18 protein-coding genes are annotated in these 18,022 nt (G+C 44.5%); 7 read left to right on the forward strand and 11 right to left on the reverse strand.

Translation table 11 applies throughout. The features are described from left to right. Positions 1-154 precede the first annotated feature (154 nt). The 6 genes from ASD40_RS29230 (at position 155) to cydS (ending at position 5,357) form a co-directional block, all read left to right on the forward strand. Positions 155-724, forward strand: a complete 570-nt coding sequence (locus ASD40_RS29230) for a TetR/AcrR family transcriptional regulator (RefSeq protein ID WP_057306651.1) — start codon at positions 155-157, stop codon at positions 722-724. 63 nt (positions 725-787) lie between these two features. Further along, positions 788-2,164: an MFS transporter gene (locus ASD40_RS29235; protein ID WP_057306652.1), complete on the forward strand. Its 1,377-nt coding sequence runs from the start codon at positions 788-790 to the stop codon at positions 2,162-2,164. Positions 2,165-2,195: 31 nt separating this feature from the next. After that, the gene (locus ASD40_RS29240; protein ID WP_057306653.1) at positions 2,196-2,519 is read left to right on the forward strand and encodes a luciferase domain-containing protein; all 324 of its coding nucleotides are present in this window, start codon (positions 2,196-2,198) and stop codon (positions 2,517-2,519) included. A 356-nt stretch (positions 2,520-2,875) separates the two neighbouring features. Beyond that, positions 2,876-4,219, forward strand: a complete 1,344-nt coding sequence (locus tag ASD40_RS29250) for a cytochrome ubiquinol oxidase subunit I (protein ID WP_057306655.1) — start codon at positions 2,876-2,878, stop codon at positions 4,217-4,219. Further along, positions 4,216-5,247 carry a cytochrome d ubiquinol oxidase subunit II gene (locus ASD40_RS29255; RefSeq protein ID WP_057306656.1) on the forward strand — a complete coding sequence of 344 codons (1,032 nt, stop codon included), beginning with the start codon at positions 4,216-4,218 and terminating at the stop codon, positions 5,245-5,247. Before ASD40_RS29250 ends, ASD40_RS29255 begins: the two co-directional genes overlap by 4 nt. A gap of 5 nt (positions 5,248-5,252) precedes the next feature. Next, a complete protein-coding gene (gene cydS / locus ASD40_RS39535) occupies positions 5,253-5,357 on the forward strand; it encodes a cytochrome bd oxidase small subunit CydS (protein WP_442952733.1) in 105 nt (34 codons plus the stop codon). 102 nt (positions 5,358-5,459) lie between these two features. On the opposite strand, the gene ASD40_RS36745 is transcribed toward cydS, so the two are convergent. The 5 genes from ASD40_RS36745 to ASD40_RS29275 form a co-directional block, all read right to left on the reverse strand. After that, positions 5,460-5,609 carry an aspartyl-phosphate phosphatase Spo0E family protein gene (locus tag ASD40_RS36745; RefSeq protein WP_082562532.1) on the reverse strand — a complete coding sequence of 50 codons (150 nt, stop codon included), beginning with the start codon at positions 5,607-5,609 and terminating at the stop codon, positions 5,460-5,462. Positions 5,610-5,964: 355 nt separating this feature from the next. Then, a complete protein-coding gene (locus ASD40_RS29260) occupies positions 5,965-6,474 on the reverse strand; it encodes an SRPBCC domain-containing protein (RefSeq protein WP_057306657.1) in 510 nt (169 codons plus the stop codon). A gap of 18 nt (positions 6,475-6,492) precedes the next feature. Continuing rightward, positions 6,493-6,822: an ArsR/SmtB family transcription factor gene (locus tag ASD40_RS29265; RefSeq protein WP_057306658.1), complete on the reverse strand. Its 330-nt coding sequence runs from the start codon at positions 6,820-6,822 to the stop codon at positions 6,493-6,495. A 265-nt stretch (positions 6,823-7,087) separates the two neighbouring features. Beyond that, the gene (gene cysI / locus ASD40_RS29270; RefSeq protein ID WP_057306659.1) at positions 7,088-8,809 is read right to left on the reverse strand and encodes an assimilatory sulfite reductase (NADPH) hemoprotein subunit; all 1,722 of its coding nucleotides are present in this window, start codon (positions 8,807-8,809) and stop codon (positions 7,088-7,090) included. A 38-nt stretch (positions 8,810-8,847) separates the two neighbouring features. Continuing rightward, entirely contained in the window at positions 8,848-10,680 is a 1,833-nt protein-coding gene (locus ASD40_RS29275; protein ID WP_057306660.1) for an assimilatory sulfite reductase (NADPH) flavoprotein subunit, read from the reverse strand. A gap of 231 nt (positions 10,681-10,911) precedes the next feature. Here ASD40_RS29275 and ASD40_RS29280 point away from each other — a divergent pair, with 231 nt between their 5' ends. Beyond that, positions 10,912-11,103: a hypothetical protein gene (locus ASD40_RS29280; protein WP_057306661.1), complete on the forward strand. Its 192-nt coding sequence runs from the start codon at positions 10,912-10,914 to the stop codon at positions 11,101-11,103. Positions 11,104-11,186: 83 nt separating this feature from the next. Here ASD40_RS29280 and ASD40_RS29285 read toward each other — a convergent pair whose 3' ends face one another. From ASD40_RS29285 to ASD40_RS29305, 6 genes are all read right to left on the reverse strand, one after another. Then, positions 11,187-11,987: a pyruvate, water dikinase regulatory protein gene (locus ASD40_RS29285; RefSeq protein WP_057306662.1), complete on the reverse strand. Its 801-nt coding sequence runs from the start codon at positions 11,985-11,987 to the stop codon at positions 11,187-11,189. A gap of 13 nt (positions 11,988-12,000) precedes the next feature. Beyond that, on the reverse strand, positions 12,001-12,609 hold the full coding sequence (locus ASD40_RS29290; RefSeq protein ID WP_057306663.1) for a helix-turn-helix transcriptional regulator: 609 nt from the start codon (positions 12,607-12,609) through the stop codon (positions 12,001-12,003). Positions 12,610-12,689: 80 nt separating this feature from the next. Beyond that, complete coding sequence (ppdK, locus tag ASD40_RS29295) at positions 12,690-15,371, reverse strand: pyruvate, phosphate dikinase (RefSeq protein ID WP_057306664.1); 2,682 nt, start codon at positions 15,369-15,371, stop codon at positions 12,690-12,692. Further along, positions 15,371-15,547, reverse strand: coding sequence for a GapA-binding peptide SR1P (locus ASD40_RS37565; RefSeq protein WP_156390228.1), 177 nt, complete (start codon positions 15,545-15,547; stop codon positions 15,371-15,373). Before ASD40_RS37565 ends, ppdK begins: the two co-directional genes overlap by 1 nt. After that, positions 15,526-16,581: a type I glyceraldehyde-3-phosphate dehydrogenase gene (gene gap, locus ASD40_RS29300; protein WP_057306665.1), complete on the reverse strand. Its 1,056-nt coding sequence runs from the start codon at positions 16,579-16,581 to the stop codon at positions 15,526-15,528. The genes ASD40_RS37565 and gap overlap by 22 nt, the downstream gene beginning before the upstream one ends. Before the next feature lie 271 nt (positions 16,582-16,852). Beyond that, positions 16,853-17,755, reverse strand: coding sequence for an NAD(P)/FAD-dependent oxidoreductase (locus ASD40_RS29305; protein ID WP_057306666.1), 903 nt, complete (start codon positions 17,753-17,755; stop codon positions 16,853-16,855). Positions 17,756-18,022: the final 267 nt, after the last annotated feature.

Raw genomic sequence — 18,022 nt, forward strand, 5'->3', positions numbered from 1 at the left:
GGATTGTGAGAGCTGCCCTTCTCTATTTACATAGAAAGGGCAGCTTATTATTATACCGACTTAAAAATGTGTTCTTCCAGTCCTTGACATTGCAGCATAACTCTCATACAATGAATAATGTAAGTAAGTACTTGCATTAAAGAAGGGTAGATCAATGAGCAATAATCTAAGCACCAGTGATAAACTTCTGTTAGCAACAATCGATCTCATGGCAGAAAAAGGGTATGACGGTACGACAACTAAGGAAATCGCTGCTGCTGCCGGAGTGAACGAAGTCACGTTATTTCGCCATTTCGGAACGAAAGAGAAATTGTTAGCGGCTGCCTTCAACCGTTATCACTATGCCTTAGAGATGACAAAGCTTTTTAACGAATCTTTGACAGGCGAGCTGCATGAGGACCTTCTTATTATCAGCCGAAAGTATCATTATCTCATGAATCGGAATAGAAAACTGTTTCAGATCATTCAAAAAGGAAGCAGCAGTCTCCCTCCAGAAGTATATCAGGAGGCCCACCGTCATCCTCAGGAGCTTAGGAAGCTTTTAACGAATTATTTGATTTCCATGTCTGAGCAAGGTAAAGTGATCACTTCAAAACCTGACATACAGGCATATGCTTTCATGTTGATGAATCATGGTGCGTTCAATAGCAATTTTTCCCCCATAGATTTGGACGAATTTATTGAAGAAGGTGTGCGGTTATTCGCTAGGGCATTAACTCCCTAGCTTTTTTATAAACCATAATGCAAGCATGTACTTGCATTCATAACCAAAAAGGAGCGATGAACCATGAATTCTGAAACCATGCTGCAAAAAGGTCCTATCTTGATGCGATTATTGATGTTTACCGTTATGATGTCATCGATGAGCGCCCTAATGTTTAACGTTGTGCTTCCGCAAATTAGCGAGGAGTTTCATCTTACCCTTGCTCAGGTGAGCTGGCTGTCCTCCGCCTATACGCTGATCTACGCCTTTGGAACCGTAACGTATGGGAAGCTGGCGGACAGATTCCAACTGAAGAGCCTATTGACGTTCGGTTTGACGTTGTTTGCCGCAGGTTCTCTCATGGGGCTCGTTTCCCAAACATTCTGGTTCGCATTACTCGGAAGGTGTCTGCAATCTGCGGGGGCTGCAGCTATTCCCGCCATTGCGCTGATTATCCCTGTACGGTATTTTGCGCCTGAGAAAAGAGGCTCCGCATTAAGCATGACAGCCGTCGGGCTTGCGCTCGGTAGCGCTCTTGCGCCTGTTATTTCCGCTACTATCGTCAGCTTTGCGAATTGGAGATGGCTGTTTCTGCCTTCCCTATTGATTTTATTATTGCTGCCGCTGTATCGAAAATATTTTGAGCATGAAGTGAAACAAGCTCCGCGCAAATTCGATTGGCTTGGCGGAAGCTTGCTCGCCGCGTCCATTGCGCTGCTTCTGCTAGGGGTCACGAATCGAACCTGGTGGTATTTGGTGATCGGATTAGCGACCTTACTCCTCTTCATTGTACGAATTCGAACCGCAGAAGAACCTTTTATCCAACCTCAATTGTTTCGTAACAAGAAGTATACTATCGCAATAACACTGGCGTTTCTCATCAGCGGCATAGGCATCTCCTTGTATTTTTTGACTCCGATCCTGTTTTCGCAAGTTTATCATCTTGGTTCCAATTGGATCGGTTTCGCCATGGTCCCTGCGGCTGCAGCCTCAGCACTTCTGGGGAGAAAAGGCGGGAAGCTGGCGGACTTGAAAGGCAATTCCTATCTGTTCTCAGTTGCTTCCGGTTCTTTAATTACCTGTTTTGTCTTGTTGTCCAACTTTGCAGGAATCTCGCCGCTGTGGATTTCATTCATTTTGATTTTCGGTAACGTAGGCCAATCTTTCTTGCAGATCGCAATGTCCAATTCCATTTCAAGGTCATTGCCCAAAGATCAGGTTGGAGTGGGCATGGGTCTATTCTCGATGGTCAGTTTTATAGCTCAAGGAATAGCCGCTGGCGTTTACGGTATTGTGGTTGCACAGGGTCCCTCCGTTCATTGGAATCCATTAAATGTCGATCCGAACAGCTACCTATTCAGCAATTTTTATCTCGTTCTTGCCGCAATGCATGTGGGGATCTTGTTCTTCTATCATTTACAATTCCGTACTAAGAAACCAAGCGTTGCAATAGAACACTGAACAAATCAGTGATTAGGGAGGGAACATAAAGATGAATGGTAATGTGAGGCAAATTATTATCGATCAATTGCTATCATGGCCAGAAGTAACTCAGCAACCACACCGTTTCGGAGGGATTGAATTTCTGTTTATCGGAAAAGAAATTGGTCATCTACATGGAGATCATCTAGTCGACTTGCTCATGCCAAAATCGTTTCGCGATCAGCTTATAGTTTCAGGGCGTGCGCACCCCCACCATATGTATCCTGATTCCGGTTGGGTATCCGTTTATTTAACGTCAAATGGGGATGTTACTAACGCCATTGAACTTCTACGATTCAAGTATGATTATCTAGTGGCAAAACGAAATGAGTGATAATAAGAACACTCCATATTAGTTTGGTATTCGATGGAGAACCCTCAGGCATTATGCCAGAGGGTTTTCCTGTATGCATGAATATCGGGAAGGTTTACTGTTCACAAAAATGTCGGATTGGCAATCAAGTACGTAGAGTAAAATTTCATAATATTGGCATTCTAATAAGGCCATTCATTCTGACCACTACAGTAGGTGATCATATAGATAAGTACAAAAAGCAAGAGAAATGGTTAATATGGCTCTGTATCATTGTCGCTTCTCTCATGCTTCTTTCCTGGCTCCGGCAGATGATCGCGTATTCGTAATAACTGCATTCCCAAGCAATTTCCAAGCTGAAAAGGAGTACATCACCTATGACTTATGATTCCGTGCTTTACAGCCGAATGCTCACTGAGCTCACATTCGCCTTCCATATTATCTTCGCTACCGTAGGTGTCGGAATTCCAATCATGATCTCATTCGCCGAGTGGTCTGGCATTAAGCGAAATGATCCTTACTACCTGCTTCTTGCGCGGCGCTGGGCCCGCGGTTTCGTCATAACCGTTGCTGTTGGTGTTGTCACAGGAACCGCAATAGGTCTCCAGCTCAGCTTGCTTTGGCCGAGCTTTATGCGCGTTGCCGGCCAAGCGATTGCTTTACCTTTGTTTATGGAGACCTTCGCCTTTTTCTTTGAAGCTATCTTCTTAGGCATCTATCTATACACTTGGGATCGATTCCGCAAGCCCATCACTCATTTCTTGCTATGTATTCCCGTTATGCTCGGATCTTCAGCGTCTGCTTTTTTTATCACAACCGTTAACGCATTTATGAATACCCCGCAGGGCTTTAAGCTGAACAACGGTTCCATTACAGACATTGAGCCGCTTATAGCTATGTTCAATCCCGCTACGCCAACGAAGGTAGCACATGTGCTTTCTTCTGCCTATATGACTAGCGCCTTCGTCCTTGCGGCTATAGCCGGCGCTGCTTTGCTTAAGAAGCGCAATTCGCTCTATCATCGTAAAGCGCTCAAGCTAACGATGGTCGCTGCTCTTTTTTTTTCGATTACAACTGCACTGATCGGAGATCTTTCCGGGAAATTTTTAGCCAAATACCAACCCGAGAAGCTGGCTGCCGCTGAATGGCATTTCGAGACAGCTAGACAGGTGCCGCTTGTTATAGGCGGAATTTTAACAGAAGATCATCAGATTAAATACGGGTTGAAAATCCCATTCGCTCTTAGCATTCTAGCTCACGATAACCCGAATTCCGAAGTTCAGGGCTTAAATGAAACACCTGTTGCTGAGCGTCCCCCCCTTATTGTTCATTATTACTTTGATTCGATGGTCACGATAGGCATCTTACTTACGGTACTTGCAATGGTATCTGTTTGGATGGTTTACAAGTTAAAAAGTGTCCAATATCCAAGTTGGCTGTTGAGGTTGGTCGTCCTTTCAGGTCCACTTGCCATTTTGGGGATAGAATTGGGTTGGATATATGCAGAGGTAGGCAGACAGCCTTGGATACTTCGAGGTTATATGAAGACCGCTCATGGAGCGACTACTTCTACACATGTGGATTTAATGCTTCTTTTGTTCTGCATTCTATATGTAGCTATTGGGTTCACTTTGATCAAAGTACTTAGGAGAATGTTCATGAACAGCGATGTACAAGAAGAACTCAAGAGCAGAGGTATTGAGGGGGGACCTACACAATGAAATACGAGTTAATCGGCATTACAGTACTATGGATATTTCTGTATGGGTATTTGATCGTAGCTTCCATTGATTTCGGGGCAGGCTTCTTTAGTTATTACTCCTACGCTACCGGAAAAAAACATCTCGTTGAAAACATCATCAAACGTTATCTATCCCCCGTATGGGAAGTAACGAATGTTTTCCTCGTTTTCTTCTTTGTCGGCATAGTCGGCTTCTTTCCGGATAGCTCGTATTACTTTGGAACAGCCCTTTTGGTGCCTGGCAGCATCGCGATTGTTCTACTTGCGATACGCGGCTCTTACTATGCTTTTAGTATTTATGGACAAATGCAAAAACAAAGCCACTTGTATACATTTTTGTACGGAGCAACCGGCCTCCTCATTCCCGCTTCCTTATCAACCGTCCTGACAATATCAGAGGGAGGTTATATGACAGAGGAGAATGGCAAGGTTATTTTACACTTTAGCAAGCTCTTCACAAGCTCCTATTCCTGGTCGGTTGTGCTGCTTGCACTTGTTAGCGTTCTGTACATTTCTGCGATGTTTCTTTCCTACTATGCCAACAAAGCCCAGGACTACGAAGCACTTGAAATCGTCCGAAGCTACGCACTAGGCTGGAGTCCGCCAACAATCGTGTGCAGTATATTTGTTTTTTTCGCTATCCGTTGGCACAATCCGGAGCATTTTAAGGCTATGCTTGATCTGTCTTGGATGTTCGTTGCTTCGTTACTATGCTTCATAGCAGCCGTTTATCTGATTTTTAAACGAAAAAACTTTGGCTGGGCATTTATTCTTGTCATGCTGCAATTCGCTTTTGCCTTCTTCGGATATGGAGCTTCACACTTGCCGTATATCCTTTACCCATTTATTACCATACATCAAAATTTCACGAACGATGCTATGGCTATCTCCCTAATTGTCGTTTTCCTTGCTGGATTATGTCTGCTTATTCCATCCCTTGTACTACTGATGCGACTGTTCCTGTTCGACGCTGAATATGTGCGAGGGAATCCCTCCAAGAAAGGGTGATGAGTTTGGATTTCTTTTTGCTTATGATTGCACCTTTATTGCTTGTAGCTTTTTCAATCGGGATTTTGTTCATGATGTTCTCAAAAGGGCAGGATAAGTTTCCTGAATAACAGAAATTTATGCCCTGCCCCGGACACAAGCTAATTGATCTCAAATAGCAAAAAGAGGATTTCAGTTGCATATCCTCTGGTCCATTCTCTATGAAGGTAATATCATTTTAACTCTTGAAAGTTAACAATATATTGATCTAATTTTTGACTAAGATCTACTACTTTCTCATGCGTGAAACTTCCGCGTAAATACGCCTCTTCTACCATTTCAATGCGTAAAGCTTCGATTTTTTCTAATAATAGTAGTTCCATATCAATTATTCACACCAATTCTGTTCAATGATGGTTTGTATACCTATTATAAAACAGGAGGCAGAAAAAGGTAATGATGGGGTCGATAAACTTTATGACAAATTTGTGAAATATTATTTCAGTGTCGAATAATGATTTTGTTTTTTTACGCCATCATATCGGTTAGAACGACAAAGTTGTACTTAATGCAACAATAGACAAGCTTTATTTTGCTTTATCCGCGCGAAAGTTGTAAAAAGCACAACAATCCAGCCTAAAGTAGCTCTACACCTATAAAAAGACCAAACTGTTGTCAAACAGATAATCAAAAAAAATAAGCCGCCAGCTATATGCCGGACGGCTTCGTGATACGAGATTATTGAATGGATTGCAGATGCTCGGAGAGACGATCCCAAGTTTCAGTAATACCTTGCTCCATGCCCATTTCCATGACGGTTTTGAGCGCTTCAGGTGAAGCGTATTTTGAGCGGCTGATAAGCTTCGTCTTGCCTTCATGCTCTACAAAAGTCATCGTTGTTTGAGATGACGGCATCCCCTCCGTTTCATTCCCTTCGGCATCCGAGAAGTAATCAACGTAAACAATTTTCTCAGCTTCAACGATTTCATCATAGACTGCTTTGCCCCAAGATTCGTATCCGTAAAAATCTCCTTGGTTCTGATCGATACACTTCATGCAATAATGCCAGATACCGCCCGGACGAAAATCGACGTTACAAACTGTAAGCGTCCAGCCGCGAGGTCCCCACCAATGCTTTAGATGCTCGGCCTCGGAGAATGCTTTGAATACAAGCTCGCGTGGCGCGTTAAAAACACGCTCCAAAATTAGTTCCTGACCCTCTACCTTGGTAATCATTTGGTTTGACATTGAAATTCCTCCTACAATTTAGTTTTGTTTGTTTTCTTTGTTTCGCAGCTTCTGAAGGTAATTCTCCAGTACGTCAAGTCGTTCATCCCAGACACTCCGGTAGGTTTTAAGCCAGGTGTCCAGTTCTTGAAATGGTTCCAAACGAAGTTTGTAGTTCCGGCGATTGGCGACAGCCTGCACCTCCACAAGTCCGGCCTCGAGAAGAACACGAAGATGCTTCGAGGCTTGAGGCTGGCGAAGCCCAAGGCCATCGGCGATATCCCCTACAGTTAAGGGACCATCTAACAGAAGCTCAACAATGCGTAAACGGTTGGGTTCGGCCAGTGCGTTAAATGTTGTGTTATCCATGATGATGATTTCCAGTTCCAGTTCTAGTCAAGTCCGGCCACCTCATTTCGTTAGGAAGTTTCCTTATTTCTATTTACAATATACCCCATAGGGAATATTCCTGTCAAGGAATATTATAATATTAATTTGTAAGTGTTCTCGAGCAAGATTTGGTGGCGTAAAATCAACCATAAAACAGAGAAAAAAAGAAGTGCGTCTAAGTGAACGCACTTCTTTCTATTTCCGATAATTTCCGGAAAGCTATTGAATTAGCTTAACCATCTTTTTACGAATGAAAATCTTGTCCGGAACGAACTTCTTTGACATAACCGGCGCGAATGACAAAATCGCCAAAATGCTCGTTTTCTTGTCGTTCCTTCGCGTATTGATTAACAATCGGCCGCAGTGACTCGAGAATCTCCACTTCGCCGATGTTTTCCTTATAAAGCTTGTTCAGTCGGTTTCCGGAATGTCCGCCGCCCAAATACATGTTGTATTTGCCTGGTGCCTTACCAATGAACGCGATTTCCGCTAACATTGGACGGGCGCATCCATTCGGACAACCGGTCATGCGAATGACGATCTCTTTATCACTCAAACCGGCTTCTTCCAACATCGGCTCGATTTTATCCATTAAGTCAGGAAGGTAACGCTCAGCCTCAGCCATCGCCATACCGCAAGTTGGCAGAGACACGCAGGCCATAGAGCTTCTGCGCAATGCGGAGTACTGAAGCCCGTCCGTAAGACCGTATTCTTTGATCAGCTCTTCGATCTTTTTCTTCTTCTGAGTGCTCACATTACCGATCACCAGATTCTGGTTCGCCGTAAGTCTGAAGTCCCCGGTGTGCACTTTGGCAATTTCACGAAGTCCAGTCATCAGCAGGTAGTTATCTTCGTCTTTAACACGACCGTTTTGAATAAACAGGTTGAAATGCCATTTCCCGTTAGTTCCCTTAACCCAGCCATAGCGATCTCCATTATGATCAAAATGGTATGGACGCGCCGCTTCGAGCTTCCAACCTAAACGAGCGGTTAGTTCACCTACGAACCAATCAATGCCGCGGTCATCAATCGTATATTTAAAACGTGCATGTTTCCGCACAGAACGATCACCATAATCCCGTTGAATCGTAACTGTCTTCTCTGCCAAATCAACCATTTGATCCGGCGTGATGAATCCGATCACTTGAGCTACTTGCGGGTAAGTTAACGGATCGCCATGGCTCATCCCCATACCGCCACCGACGGATACATTGAAGCCTATCAGACGTCCATCTTCAACAATAGCAATGAAACCCAGATCTTGCGAGAAGACATCCACATCATTGGAAGGCGGTACTGCAATACCGATTTTGAACTTACGCGGCAAATACACCTTTCCATAGATCGGCTCTTGCTCTACGCCATCCTGGCTATCCACTACCTTTTCGCCGTCAAGCCAGATCTCGTGATAGGCTTTGGTCTGTGGATCAAGATGGTTGCTAACGCGGCAGGCCCATTCGTATACTTCGGCATGAACATCCGACTGGTAAGGATTCGGATTACACATGACGTTTCGGTTAACGTCACCGCACGCAGCTAGCGTACTTAACAATGAATCATTGACTTCACGGATCGTCTTCTTCAAATTCCACTTCAACACGCCGTGAAGCTGAAAAGATTGACGAGTCGTCAAACGGATCGTTCCGTTAGCATACTTTTGTGCGACCTGATCCATCATCAACCATTGCTCTGGTGTAACGACTCCGCCAGCGGCACGCACACGCAGCATGAACTGATAGGCTGGCTCCAGCTTCTGCTTTTGCCGCTCGTTGCGCAGATCCCTGTCATCCTGCATATAGCTTCCGTGAAACTTCATCAGACGGTTATCATCCTCGGGGATGGACCCCGTAATTGCGTCTATCAGCGTCTCTTCGAGACTCCCCCGCAAGTAATTGGTTCTCATTTTAATATGTTCTACTTCGCTGTGCGGCGCACTGTTCTTTGAAAGTAAATTGTTTTCTGACATATTGGCCTTTCTCCTCTCGCGATCTTTGGGATCTGAACTTAGTAAACATCCCTCTGATAACGTTTTTGCTGTTGCATACGGGTCAAATACTCCGCTGCTTCCTCCGAACTGAAACCGCCCTCTTGTTCAATAATTGTTGCTAGGGTCGCATGAACGTCGTGTGCCATTTTCTTTTCGTCACCACATACGTACACGATTGCCCCTTCTTGAAGCCATTTATAAAGCTCCGCGCTCTTCTCAAGCATCCGATGCTGCACATATACTTTCTGGTCGGTATCGCGGGAGAACGCAACATCCATGCGCGTCAACACGCCATCCTTAAGCCACTTCTGCCATTCAATCTGATAAAGGAAATCTGTGGAGAAGTGCTGATCACCGTAGAAGAGCCATGATTTGCCTTCGGCCCCTGTCTCTTCTCTTTCTCCGAGAAAGGCTCTGAACGGAGCGACGCCCGTGCCAGGTCCAATCATAATGATAGGAGTTTCCGGGTTCTCGGGAAGCTTGAAATTCGGGTTGTTTTGAATGTAAACCGGCAGCGTTTCGCCAGACTTGATTCGCTCAGCGAGCTGAACAGAGCACACGCCATAACGTTCTCTACCTTGAGTCTCGTAACGCACCGTACGGACGGTAACATGAACCTCATCCGGGAAAGCTTTGGAACTGCTCGCAATTGAGTACAGTCGAGCAGGCATTTTCCGAAGGATCGCTACGAATTCGCCTGCAGGTACGCCCTTAAGGGAATAATCCTGTACCAAATCTAATAAATCCCGCCCATTGATATATGATTTAAAATCTTGCTCGCGTCCTGCAGCCAACAGCTCTTGCAGTCCATTGCTTGAAGTAAGCTTTGCCACTTGCTCCAATAACGGTTTTGTCAGTACAGTAATTTCATAATTATGAAGCAGCGCTTCGCGTAATGAGCGCTTCTCGCCGTTCTTATTGATAGTAACGAGTTCCTCAGCTTTCCAACCCATGGCTTCGATCAATTCATCTACAAGGCGCGGGTGGTTCTCCGGATAGATACCTAAGCAATCACCCGGTTCATACTGAAGATTGGATCCCTCCAAGGAGATCTCAATGTGGCGGGTTTCGCGGTCCGATCCACGGCCATTCAGATTCAAATTCTCAAGAACCTCGGCTTGGAATGGATTTGTTCTGGAATATTCCGATTCATTACCGCTTTCAACTGCTGCTCCAACGCCACTCACAACAGTCGAGCCCATTGAAGCTTCACTTAAAGAGCTCATAACGGAGCTCATCCACTCTGCAGCTGGCTCATCGAAATCCACGTCACAATCGACACGCGGCGCAAGGCGTTTGCCGCCAAGCTCTTCCAGACGTTTGTCGAAATCCTTGCCTGTTTGGCAGAAAAGCTCGTAAGATGTATCTCCAAGTGAAAGCACGGAAAACCGCAGTTCCTCCAATTTAGGAGCTCTCTTGCTATGAAGGAATTCATGGAAGGATATAGCGTTATCCGGTGGATCTCCTTCTCCGTGGGTACTCGCTAGAACAAGCAAGTTTTGAATCTTTTTCAAATTGTTAGGTTTGAAGTCAGCCATCGAGGAGAGTGTTACCTGAAAACCTTGCTCTTCTAGCTTTTTGGACATTTTCTTCGCTAATCCTTGAGCTTTACCCGTCTGTGATCCGAAGAGTACGGTCACCTCTTTAGAGATTACCGGCGCATTCGCCGCCAAAGTCGCTAAGGGAGCTACAGGAGCTGCACCAGAAGTCGTCACGACAGCCGATCCCTGAAGTGCTGCAAGATACCCGTTCAGCCAGATTCGTTGTGATTCCGTTAGTGTAGGAAGTAATCGATTAAGTAATTCTACTTGTTCCTGATTAAAAGGACTGTTTGTTACTTGAAGTACCAAGAATATCCACCTCTCATAGCCTGCAATGATATTATTTCCTATTATACATTTTCGCATTATTTTCACTCTCTTGAAACTATCATGTATGTCGAAATAGGTCAATTAGAATGATCTTATATGATCTATCAGTAATACTGATAAAGGGGTAAAACCCCAGAAAAGTACAGACCGATATAAACAGTCATAGACGAACAGTATAGGATACAGGACTTAAGCAAGGGAGCTTCGCTAATGAGATTTGTAACAGAAACGAGATTAAAACGATTGGAAGAACTGATCCAATTGATTCCTGAGTATGAAGAAAGAAGCCACGCTCTTCATCTACTGAATTCGATTCGTAGTGATATCGATGATAACTATGCGGAAATTGAAAAACCGATCAGCTTAAGCGGCTTGAATCGACGGCCAAACGACCGGAAATAAGCCAAAAAAATAGCAAAAAAACGAACCTCTAGAATTGCTTCTAACGTTCGTTTCGCATGTTATTATTAAGCCAAGATTCGCGATTACATGGCGTCCAGTATGATACCAGCCGTTTCCTCAATAGCTTTTTCTGTGACATCGATCACGGTACATCCAAGCTGCTTATACAAGCCGAATGCATACTCCAGCTCTTCCGCCACTCTTTCTAATGCCGAATATTTAGCGCCAAATGGCAGCCCAACTGCTTTCAGCCGTTCCGTACGGATCTTCACAAGCTGCTCAGCGCTCATCGTCAATCCGATCATTTTGCTTTTGTTAAGCGTAAACAACCCTTGAGGCGGCTTTACTTCCGGCACCAAAGGATAGTTGGCTACTTTGTATCCTTTATGCGCCAAATAAATACTTAGCGGTGTTTTCGACGTCCTTGAAACGCCCAACAAAACAATATGAGCTTGTTTTAGAGCGCTTGTGTCTTTTCCGTCATCGCTTTTGACAGCAAATTCGATCGCTTCGACGCGCTTATAATAATCTTCATCCATTTGGTGCAGCAACCCTGCTTTCCTTTTGGGAGAATCATTAAACGTATCAATGAAAGCTTGCATGACAGGACCTAGGACATCAATGCTAGTCACGTTTAGGCGAATCGCTTCTTGACGCATCATCTCTCTTAATTCCGGAAGAACGAGCGTATAAACAACAAAACTGCCAAGTCGCGAAGCTTCCTCCATCATACTTCGGATTTCTTCCTCCGTACGCATAGTTCCAAAACGCCTTACATGAACTTGACTGGCGTTAAACTGACGAATTGTCGCTTGAACAACCGTGTTTGCCGTTTCCCCAACCGAATCTGAGCAAACGAATATCGTATGGACTTTCTCCTCCACCCGTGAATACCTCCTAATTCGCAGCTAGTTCCAACATTAATTTGGTCATGGTTGTTTTCGTTATTCGTCCAATAACGCCATACTGGTCTTGTTCAGAGTCCAAACTCACAACGGGCAGACTGTCAACTTGATGATGAATCATTTTGCGCGCCGCATCAATGACGTGGTCCTCCGGACTTACGGTAACGATATTCGGGTGTCTCGTCATCACAAGACTTATCGGCATGGAAGGAGCACCCGCATTGCCTAACGTTACTTTTAACAAATCTTTTCTAGATACAATACCAACTAATGCCCGATTACCGCTCACAATCATCAGAGTACCCACATTCTCAAGAAACAGTGAGACGACGGCATCATTCACCGTAGCTGTTTCTTGAAGAACGACAGGTAAACCCATAACATCTTTAACATAAATGCCATCAAGTTTTTTGTATGATGATTCTTCACGCTCCAGCGTTTTACCGAGAAAATAACCAACCTTTGGCTTCGCATCCAAATAACCTAGCATAACAAGCAGGGCAAGGTCGGAACGAATGGTAGGACGGGCGATTCCGAGCATTTCTGCTAAGTTTTCTCCGGTAATCGGAGCATGTTTTTTTACACGTTCAATGATTTCCATTTGACGGGATGTAAGTTCTATCGCATTTCCCTCCCCGAACTTTCATGTTCATCCCTATTTTAACCGATTTTCTCGCGTTATCATATGGCTTGAGGGACCTTTTGTTCACCGATAACACCATGCAAGATGAACGCTTGTGCCGCAGCTATTCGAGCCAAAGGAATTCGGTAAGGAGAACAGCTAACATAATCCAATCCGGTCAAGTGGCAAAAGAAAATCGACTCTTTATCTCCGCCATGCTCCCCGCATATGCCCGTTTTGAGGGACGGCTTAACGAGCCTGCCCGCATTCACGGCCAAATCAATCAATTGTCCGACTCCTTCTGTGTCAAGCACTTGAAACGGATTATGCGGAAGAAGCTTCTGATCAACATAGTGGGTTAGAAATTTACCCTCCGCATCGTCACGGCTATAACCATACGTCATTTGCGTCAAATCATTGGTGCCAAAAGAGAAGAAATCGGCATATGCCACAATTTGGCGCGCAGTTAGAGCCGCTCGTGGAACCTCGATCATGGTCCCTACTTTGTACGGACAATCCCGAAGTTTGTCTTTCCCAAGCACCTGTTCCGCAACAAAATCAACAAGCTCTCGCAAAATTTTCAGTTCATTGGCATGGCCTACAAGCGGAATCATGATTTCGGGAAGAACTCGGATGCCTCTGTCGATACAGCCTGAAGCTGCCCGGAAGATAGCCTCTATCTGCATATCATAAATTTCCGGATATACAATTCCCAATCTGCAGCCCCGCTGTCCGAGCATAGGGTTAGCCTCATGGAGACCCTGCACTTTGCGGAGAAGGTGAGCGATCTCTTCTCTTTCTAAGTCTGAGACACTTTTATTGTAAGTCAGCTCCGTATATCTTTTTTGCAGATCTTCAAGGTTGGGTAAAAACTCATGCAAAGGTGGATCCAGCAACCGAATCGTTACCGGAAGGCCATCCATTTCCTCGAACATGCCTTCAAAATCTGACTGCTGCATGGGAAGCAGCTGTGAAAGAGCCTGCAAGCGATCTTCTTTATCATCAGCCAAAATCATTCGTTGAACAACAGGCAGACGAGTTGACGAGAAAAACATATGCTCTGTTCGGCATAAACCAATCCCTTCGGCTCCTAATTGTCTCGCAATTTTCGCATCTTCCGGATTGTCTGCATTCGCGTATACCTTCAGCGTACGAATCTCATCCGCCCACTTCAACATGACGAGAAGCTCATCCGTCATCCTGGCTTCTCGCAATGGCATAGCCCCGACAATTACGCGTCCGGTTGCACCGTCGAGCGTAATCCAATCGCCTTCTTCTACGACTCTGCTTCCCGCCAACATCCGCTTCTCATCAAGCACAATTCGCACTTCTTCGCAGCCGCATACGCATGGTTTGCCCATTCCCCTTGCCACAACAGCGGCATGGCTCGTCATTCCTCCGCGGCTCGTGAGCACTCCTTCCGATGCGATCACGCCATGAATATCTTCGGGTGTTGTTTCGTTTCTTGCTAGAATAACTGTCTTGCCGGCGCGGTTCCATTCTGCAGCCGTGTCTGCGTCAAACACAAGCTGTCCAACCGCAGCGCCTGGCGAAGCAGGAAGTCCTTTGGCCAACACATCCTTTACAGCCTCTTCATCAATACCTCTGTGCAGCAGCTGATCAAGATGCGACACTTCGATGCGCTCAACGGCTTCCTGCTTAGTCAATAAACCTTCTTGGACCAAATCGACAGCAATCTTGAGCGCAGCTTGGGCGTTTCGTTTCCCGTTTCGCGTTTGTAGCAGGTAAAGTTTATTATTTTCAACCGTAAACTCGATGTCCTGCATATCTTTGTAATGCTTCTCTAACTGCTTGGATGCCGTGAACAGCTGCTCATAAATCTGAGGCATTTCGTTTTTCAGCGCGGCAATCGCCAGCGGTGTTCTGATACCTGCAACCACATCTTCCCCTTGTGCATTAATCAGGTATTCACCAAAAAATGTATTCTCACCCGTGGATGGATTTCTCGTAAAGACAACACCTGTACCGCAGCTGCTGCCCATATTGCCAAATACCATGCTCTGAATGTTAACAGCTGTCCCCTGTTCATCTGGAATCCGATTTATTTTGCGGTAAATCTGGGCTCTTTGATTGTTCCATGACTTGAATACAGCCTCAACGGCTAATCGCAACTGCTCATAGACATGCTGAGGAAAAGCTTGACCTGTTTTTGAAATAATACACTTTTTGTAATCTTCGATAAGACCCTTCCAACCGTCAGCTGTAACATCCTGATCTTGTTGGACGCCTTCTTTCTCTTTCAAACGGTGCAGCAGCTGCTCGAAATGATAGCCTTCAATGCCAAGCACCACGTTTCCAAACATCTGCATCAAACGACGGTAGCAATCATAAGCGAACTTTTCATTGTTCGTAAGAGCAGCCAACCCTTGAACCGTTACGTCGTTGAGACCGAGATTCAAAATGGTATCCATCATACCCGGCATCGAAGAGACAGAACCGGACCGCACGGAAACAAGAAGTGGATTGTTCGCATCCCCGAACGTTTGTCCCTTCTGTTTCTCTAACTGCTTAAGAGCTGCTGCAATTTGTTCAAGCAGTTCCTCTGAGATCCGATTGCCAACCTTAAAAAAAGCTAAGCAGGCCTCAGTAGTAATGGTGAAACCCGGTGGTACGGGAAGGCCGGCTCTTGTCATCTCAGCGAGATTAGCCCCCTTTCCTCCCAGTAAAGCTTTCATTGAAGCATTTCCCTCCTGAAAGGGTACCACTTGTTTCTGAGTCATTATTTGTTAGCCTCCTTATTTTTATCGATACATAGGGTTGAATTGCACAAACTATAGAATTTTTTATATCCGTCCGTAGGTAACGTTGCAATCACTTCATTACATGATTTACAAATGATAACACCCAGATCATACCGATGAATGGCCGCCAATGTTACATGGTTTGTGTTAGACATTTCGTTTCCCCCTTTAGTTGTGTGCTTTCAGCACGTGACATATGAGCTACTAAATCAATGACTCGGTTTGTGTAACCCCATTCGTTGTCATACCAGGCCAGCAGCTTGATTTGGTTTTCGTGCGTCATAATGCTAAGACCGTCTATGATGGCAGATTTCTCATTACCTATATAATCCGCAGAAACAAGCGGCAATTCATTGTAGTCAACAAAGGTTCCTATTTGCCCTGCAATCGCTTTTTTAATGGCGAACTTCACATCATCAACGCTAACTTTACGGCCGACCACCACTTGGAGGTCTAACAGTGAAACATCTTGTGTCGGGACGCGGACGGACACGCCTTGAATTTGGGATGCGAGATGAGGAATCACATCGATAAGTGCTTTACCCACGCCAGTCGAAGTCGGAATAATAGAATTGGTGCATGCCCTCGCACGTCGAAGATCTTTATGCGGGTTATCCATATGATTTTGATCATTCGTAAAAGCATGAACCGTTGTCATCCAACCCTGTTTAACAGAAAAAGCTTCATCTAGGATATGTAGCACTGGTGCGATACAGTTGGTTGTACATGAAGCTGCAGATACCAAGCGATGTTGCTTAGGATCATACTTCTCTTCATTCACACCCATGACAACTGTGAGGTCCATGTTCGTCCCTGGTGCTGTAATCAAAACCTTCTTGGCTCCAGCAAATAAATGTCGTTCAGCACCATGCCGATGATTGAACTTTCCGGTTGCATCCACAACCAATTGGGCACCATAATCCTCCCACGGCAATAAATCCGGCTCTCTTTCACAAATGACGGTAATCAGCTTTCCGTTAATCCTCATTAAGTTATCATTTAACACATCAATTTTCGCGTCCCATGTGCCATGAACGGAATCATATTTCAACAAATGGGCCAATACTTGAATGGGGCTTGTTGAGTTGATCACGTTGATTTCAAACTCCTGCTGCTTCTCGGATAATGCTTTTCTCAAAAAAAGTCTTCCGATTCTACCTGTACCACTAATTCCAACTCGCATCTCCATCCTCCAATTCGTTAAATCGTTATTTAGTATGTCATAAATGTATCATAAGGTTATTTAATGTACAATATATATTTTTAAGTTCACAAAAATATCATTATTTATCACTATTCTTGGGATTTATTTTATATATGACGTCATATATAACGTCATATATAAAACACAAAAAAGACCTCGGCACTTAACGGTCGGCTTCTTTCATAATTTCCTATACAATAAAAAACCGCCTTACGATGGTTAGTCGTAAGGCGGTAGTTAATACAGCATCAATTAATCATTCTATGAATTCCTCCATCAAATCCATACTCACACCCACAGCTGCTTTGCTGCCATCGGCCGCGGCATAAATTAACTGCGAAGGCATGAAATACGACGCATCCCCGGCGGCATATAAACCCGTAACTGAACTTCTTCCAAACTCATCTGTCCTAATTCCACCTAATTCCGTCATCTCGCAGCCCAAACTTTCCCCAAATGAACTTTTTTGCACAAATTTAGGAGTAACGAAGCCACCGGCTCTAAGGATATGAGTACCATCTGTAAATCGTACCTGCTCAAGCAATCCATTTTGACCGATAAAGGCCGCAATGGGTTGTTCCATGACCTTAACTCCCTTCGAGTGAAGCCATACTTTTTGCTGCTCCGACAATGACGCTTGACCGTTCGTGCATAGTACCACATCCTTACTCCAATTCAGAAGAAGTTTCGCCGTATGGAAAGCAGTCGGATACCCGGAGACAACAATAAGCGGTTGATCCCGGAGCTCCCAGCCATCACAATAAGGACAATTAAATAAACTTTTCCCATATAACGGATAAAAGCCTTCGATCTCAGGAAAAACCTCCTTCACACCCGTAGCCAAAATCAGTTTTCGTGCTTGAACGCCAACACCTGTTGAAGTGAACATCTCAAAACCGTATTCGGTTTTGTTAACAGATGTAACTTCAGTCTGCCAATGATTAACTGACGGATAACGCAGCACTTCTTCATAGGCAATACGTCGGAACTCGGCCGGTGCTATGCCATCTCTCGTGATAAATCCATGGGATGCGTGTGTTACGGCATTTCTAGGTTGATTATTGTCAATCAAAGCTACGCTTCTCCTTGCTCTTCCTAGTACCAGTGCTGCATTCAAACCCGCTGGTCCTCCGCCAATAATGGCACAATCATAAATCATGATGATCATCTCCTATTTAGAATTAGAATTAAGGTTATAACAGACTCTCAATATCTATAATTACTTTTAAAAAAACGACTTAGCTAAACTGAAGTTAACTTTGTGAGCTAAATCAACGAAACTCTATTATAGACTTAATATATCTATAATATCCATTGAATTAAGATGTGTCAAGAATAGCCATCTTCTTAAGGACTTGATCAAATAGAATCGCCCGGAAAGGATATTGGGATACGAAAAAAGGTAAAAATAGAGAGACGGGGACTA

Source organism: Paenibacillus sp. Root444D2, from assembly GCF_001426375.1.
In the GTDB taxonomy this organism is placed as follows: domain Bacteria; phylum Bacillota; class Bacilli; order Paenibacillales; family NBRC-103111; genus Paenibacillus_E.

Coding starts and splice junctions, on each gene's coding strand:
- ASD40_RS29230 (WP_057306651.1), top strand. CDS start 155: ATGAGCAATAATCTAAGCACCAGTGATAAACTTCTGTTAGCAACAATC.
- ASD40_RS29235 (WP_057306652.1), top strand. CDS start 788: ATGAATTCTGAAACCATGCTGCAAAAAGGTCCTATCTTGATGCGATTA.
- ASD40_RS29240 (WP_057306653.1), top strand. CDS start 2,196: ATGAATGGTAATGTGAGGCAAATTATTATCGATCAATTGCTATCATGG.
- ASD40_RS29250 (WP_057306655.1), top strand. CDS start 2,876: ATGACTTATGATTCCGTGCTTTACAGCCGAATGCTCACTGAGCTCACA.
- ASD40_RS29255 (WP_057306656.1), top strand. CDS start 4,216: ATGAAATACGAGTTAATCGGCATTACAGTACTATGGATATTTCTGTAT.
- ASD40_RS36745 (WP_082562532.1), bottom strand. CDS start 5,609: ATGGAACTACTATTATTAGAAAAAATCGAAGCTTTACGCATTGAAATG.
- ASD40_RS29260 (WP_057306657.1), bottom strand. CDS start 6,474: ATGTCAAACCAAATGATTACCAAGGTAGAGGGTCAGGAACTAATTTTG.
- ASD40_RS29265 (WP_057306658.1), bottom strand. CDS start 6,822: ATGGATAACACAACATTTAACGCACTGGCCGAACCCAACCGTTTACGC.
- cysI (WP_057306659.1), bottom strand. CDS start 8,809: ATGTCAGAAAACAATTTACTTTCAAAGAACAGTGCGCCGCACAGCGAA.
- ASD40_RS29280 (WP_057306661.1), top strand. CDS start 10,912: ATGAGATTTGTAACAGAAACGAGATTAAAACGATTGGAAGAACTGATC.
- ASD40_RS29290 (WP_057306663.1), bottom strand. CDS start 12,609: ATGGAAATCATTGAACGTGTAAAAAAACATGCTCCGATTACCGGAGAA.
- ppdK (WP_057306664.1), bottom strand. CDS start 15,371: ATGACTCAGAAACAAGTGGTACCCTTTCAGGAGGGAAATGCTTCAATG.
- ASD40_RS37565 (WP_156390228.1), bottom strand. CDS start 15,547: ATGTCTAACACAAACCATGTAACATTGGCGGCCATTCATCGGTATGAT.
- gap (WP_057306665.1), bottom strand. CDS start 16,581: ATGGAGATGCGAGTTGGAATTAGTGGTACAGGTAGAATCGGAAGACTT.
- ASD40_RS29305 (WP_057306666.1), bottom strand. CDS start 17,755: ATGATTTATGATTGTGCCATTATTGGCGGAGGACCAGCGGGTTTGAAT.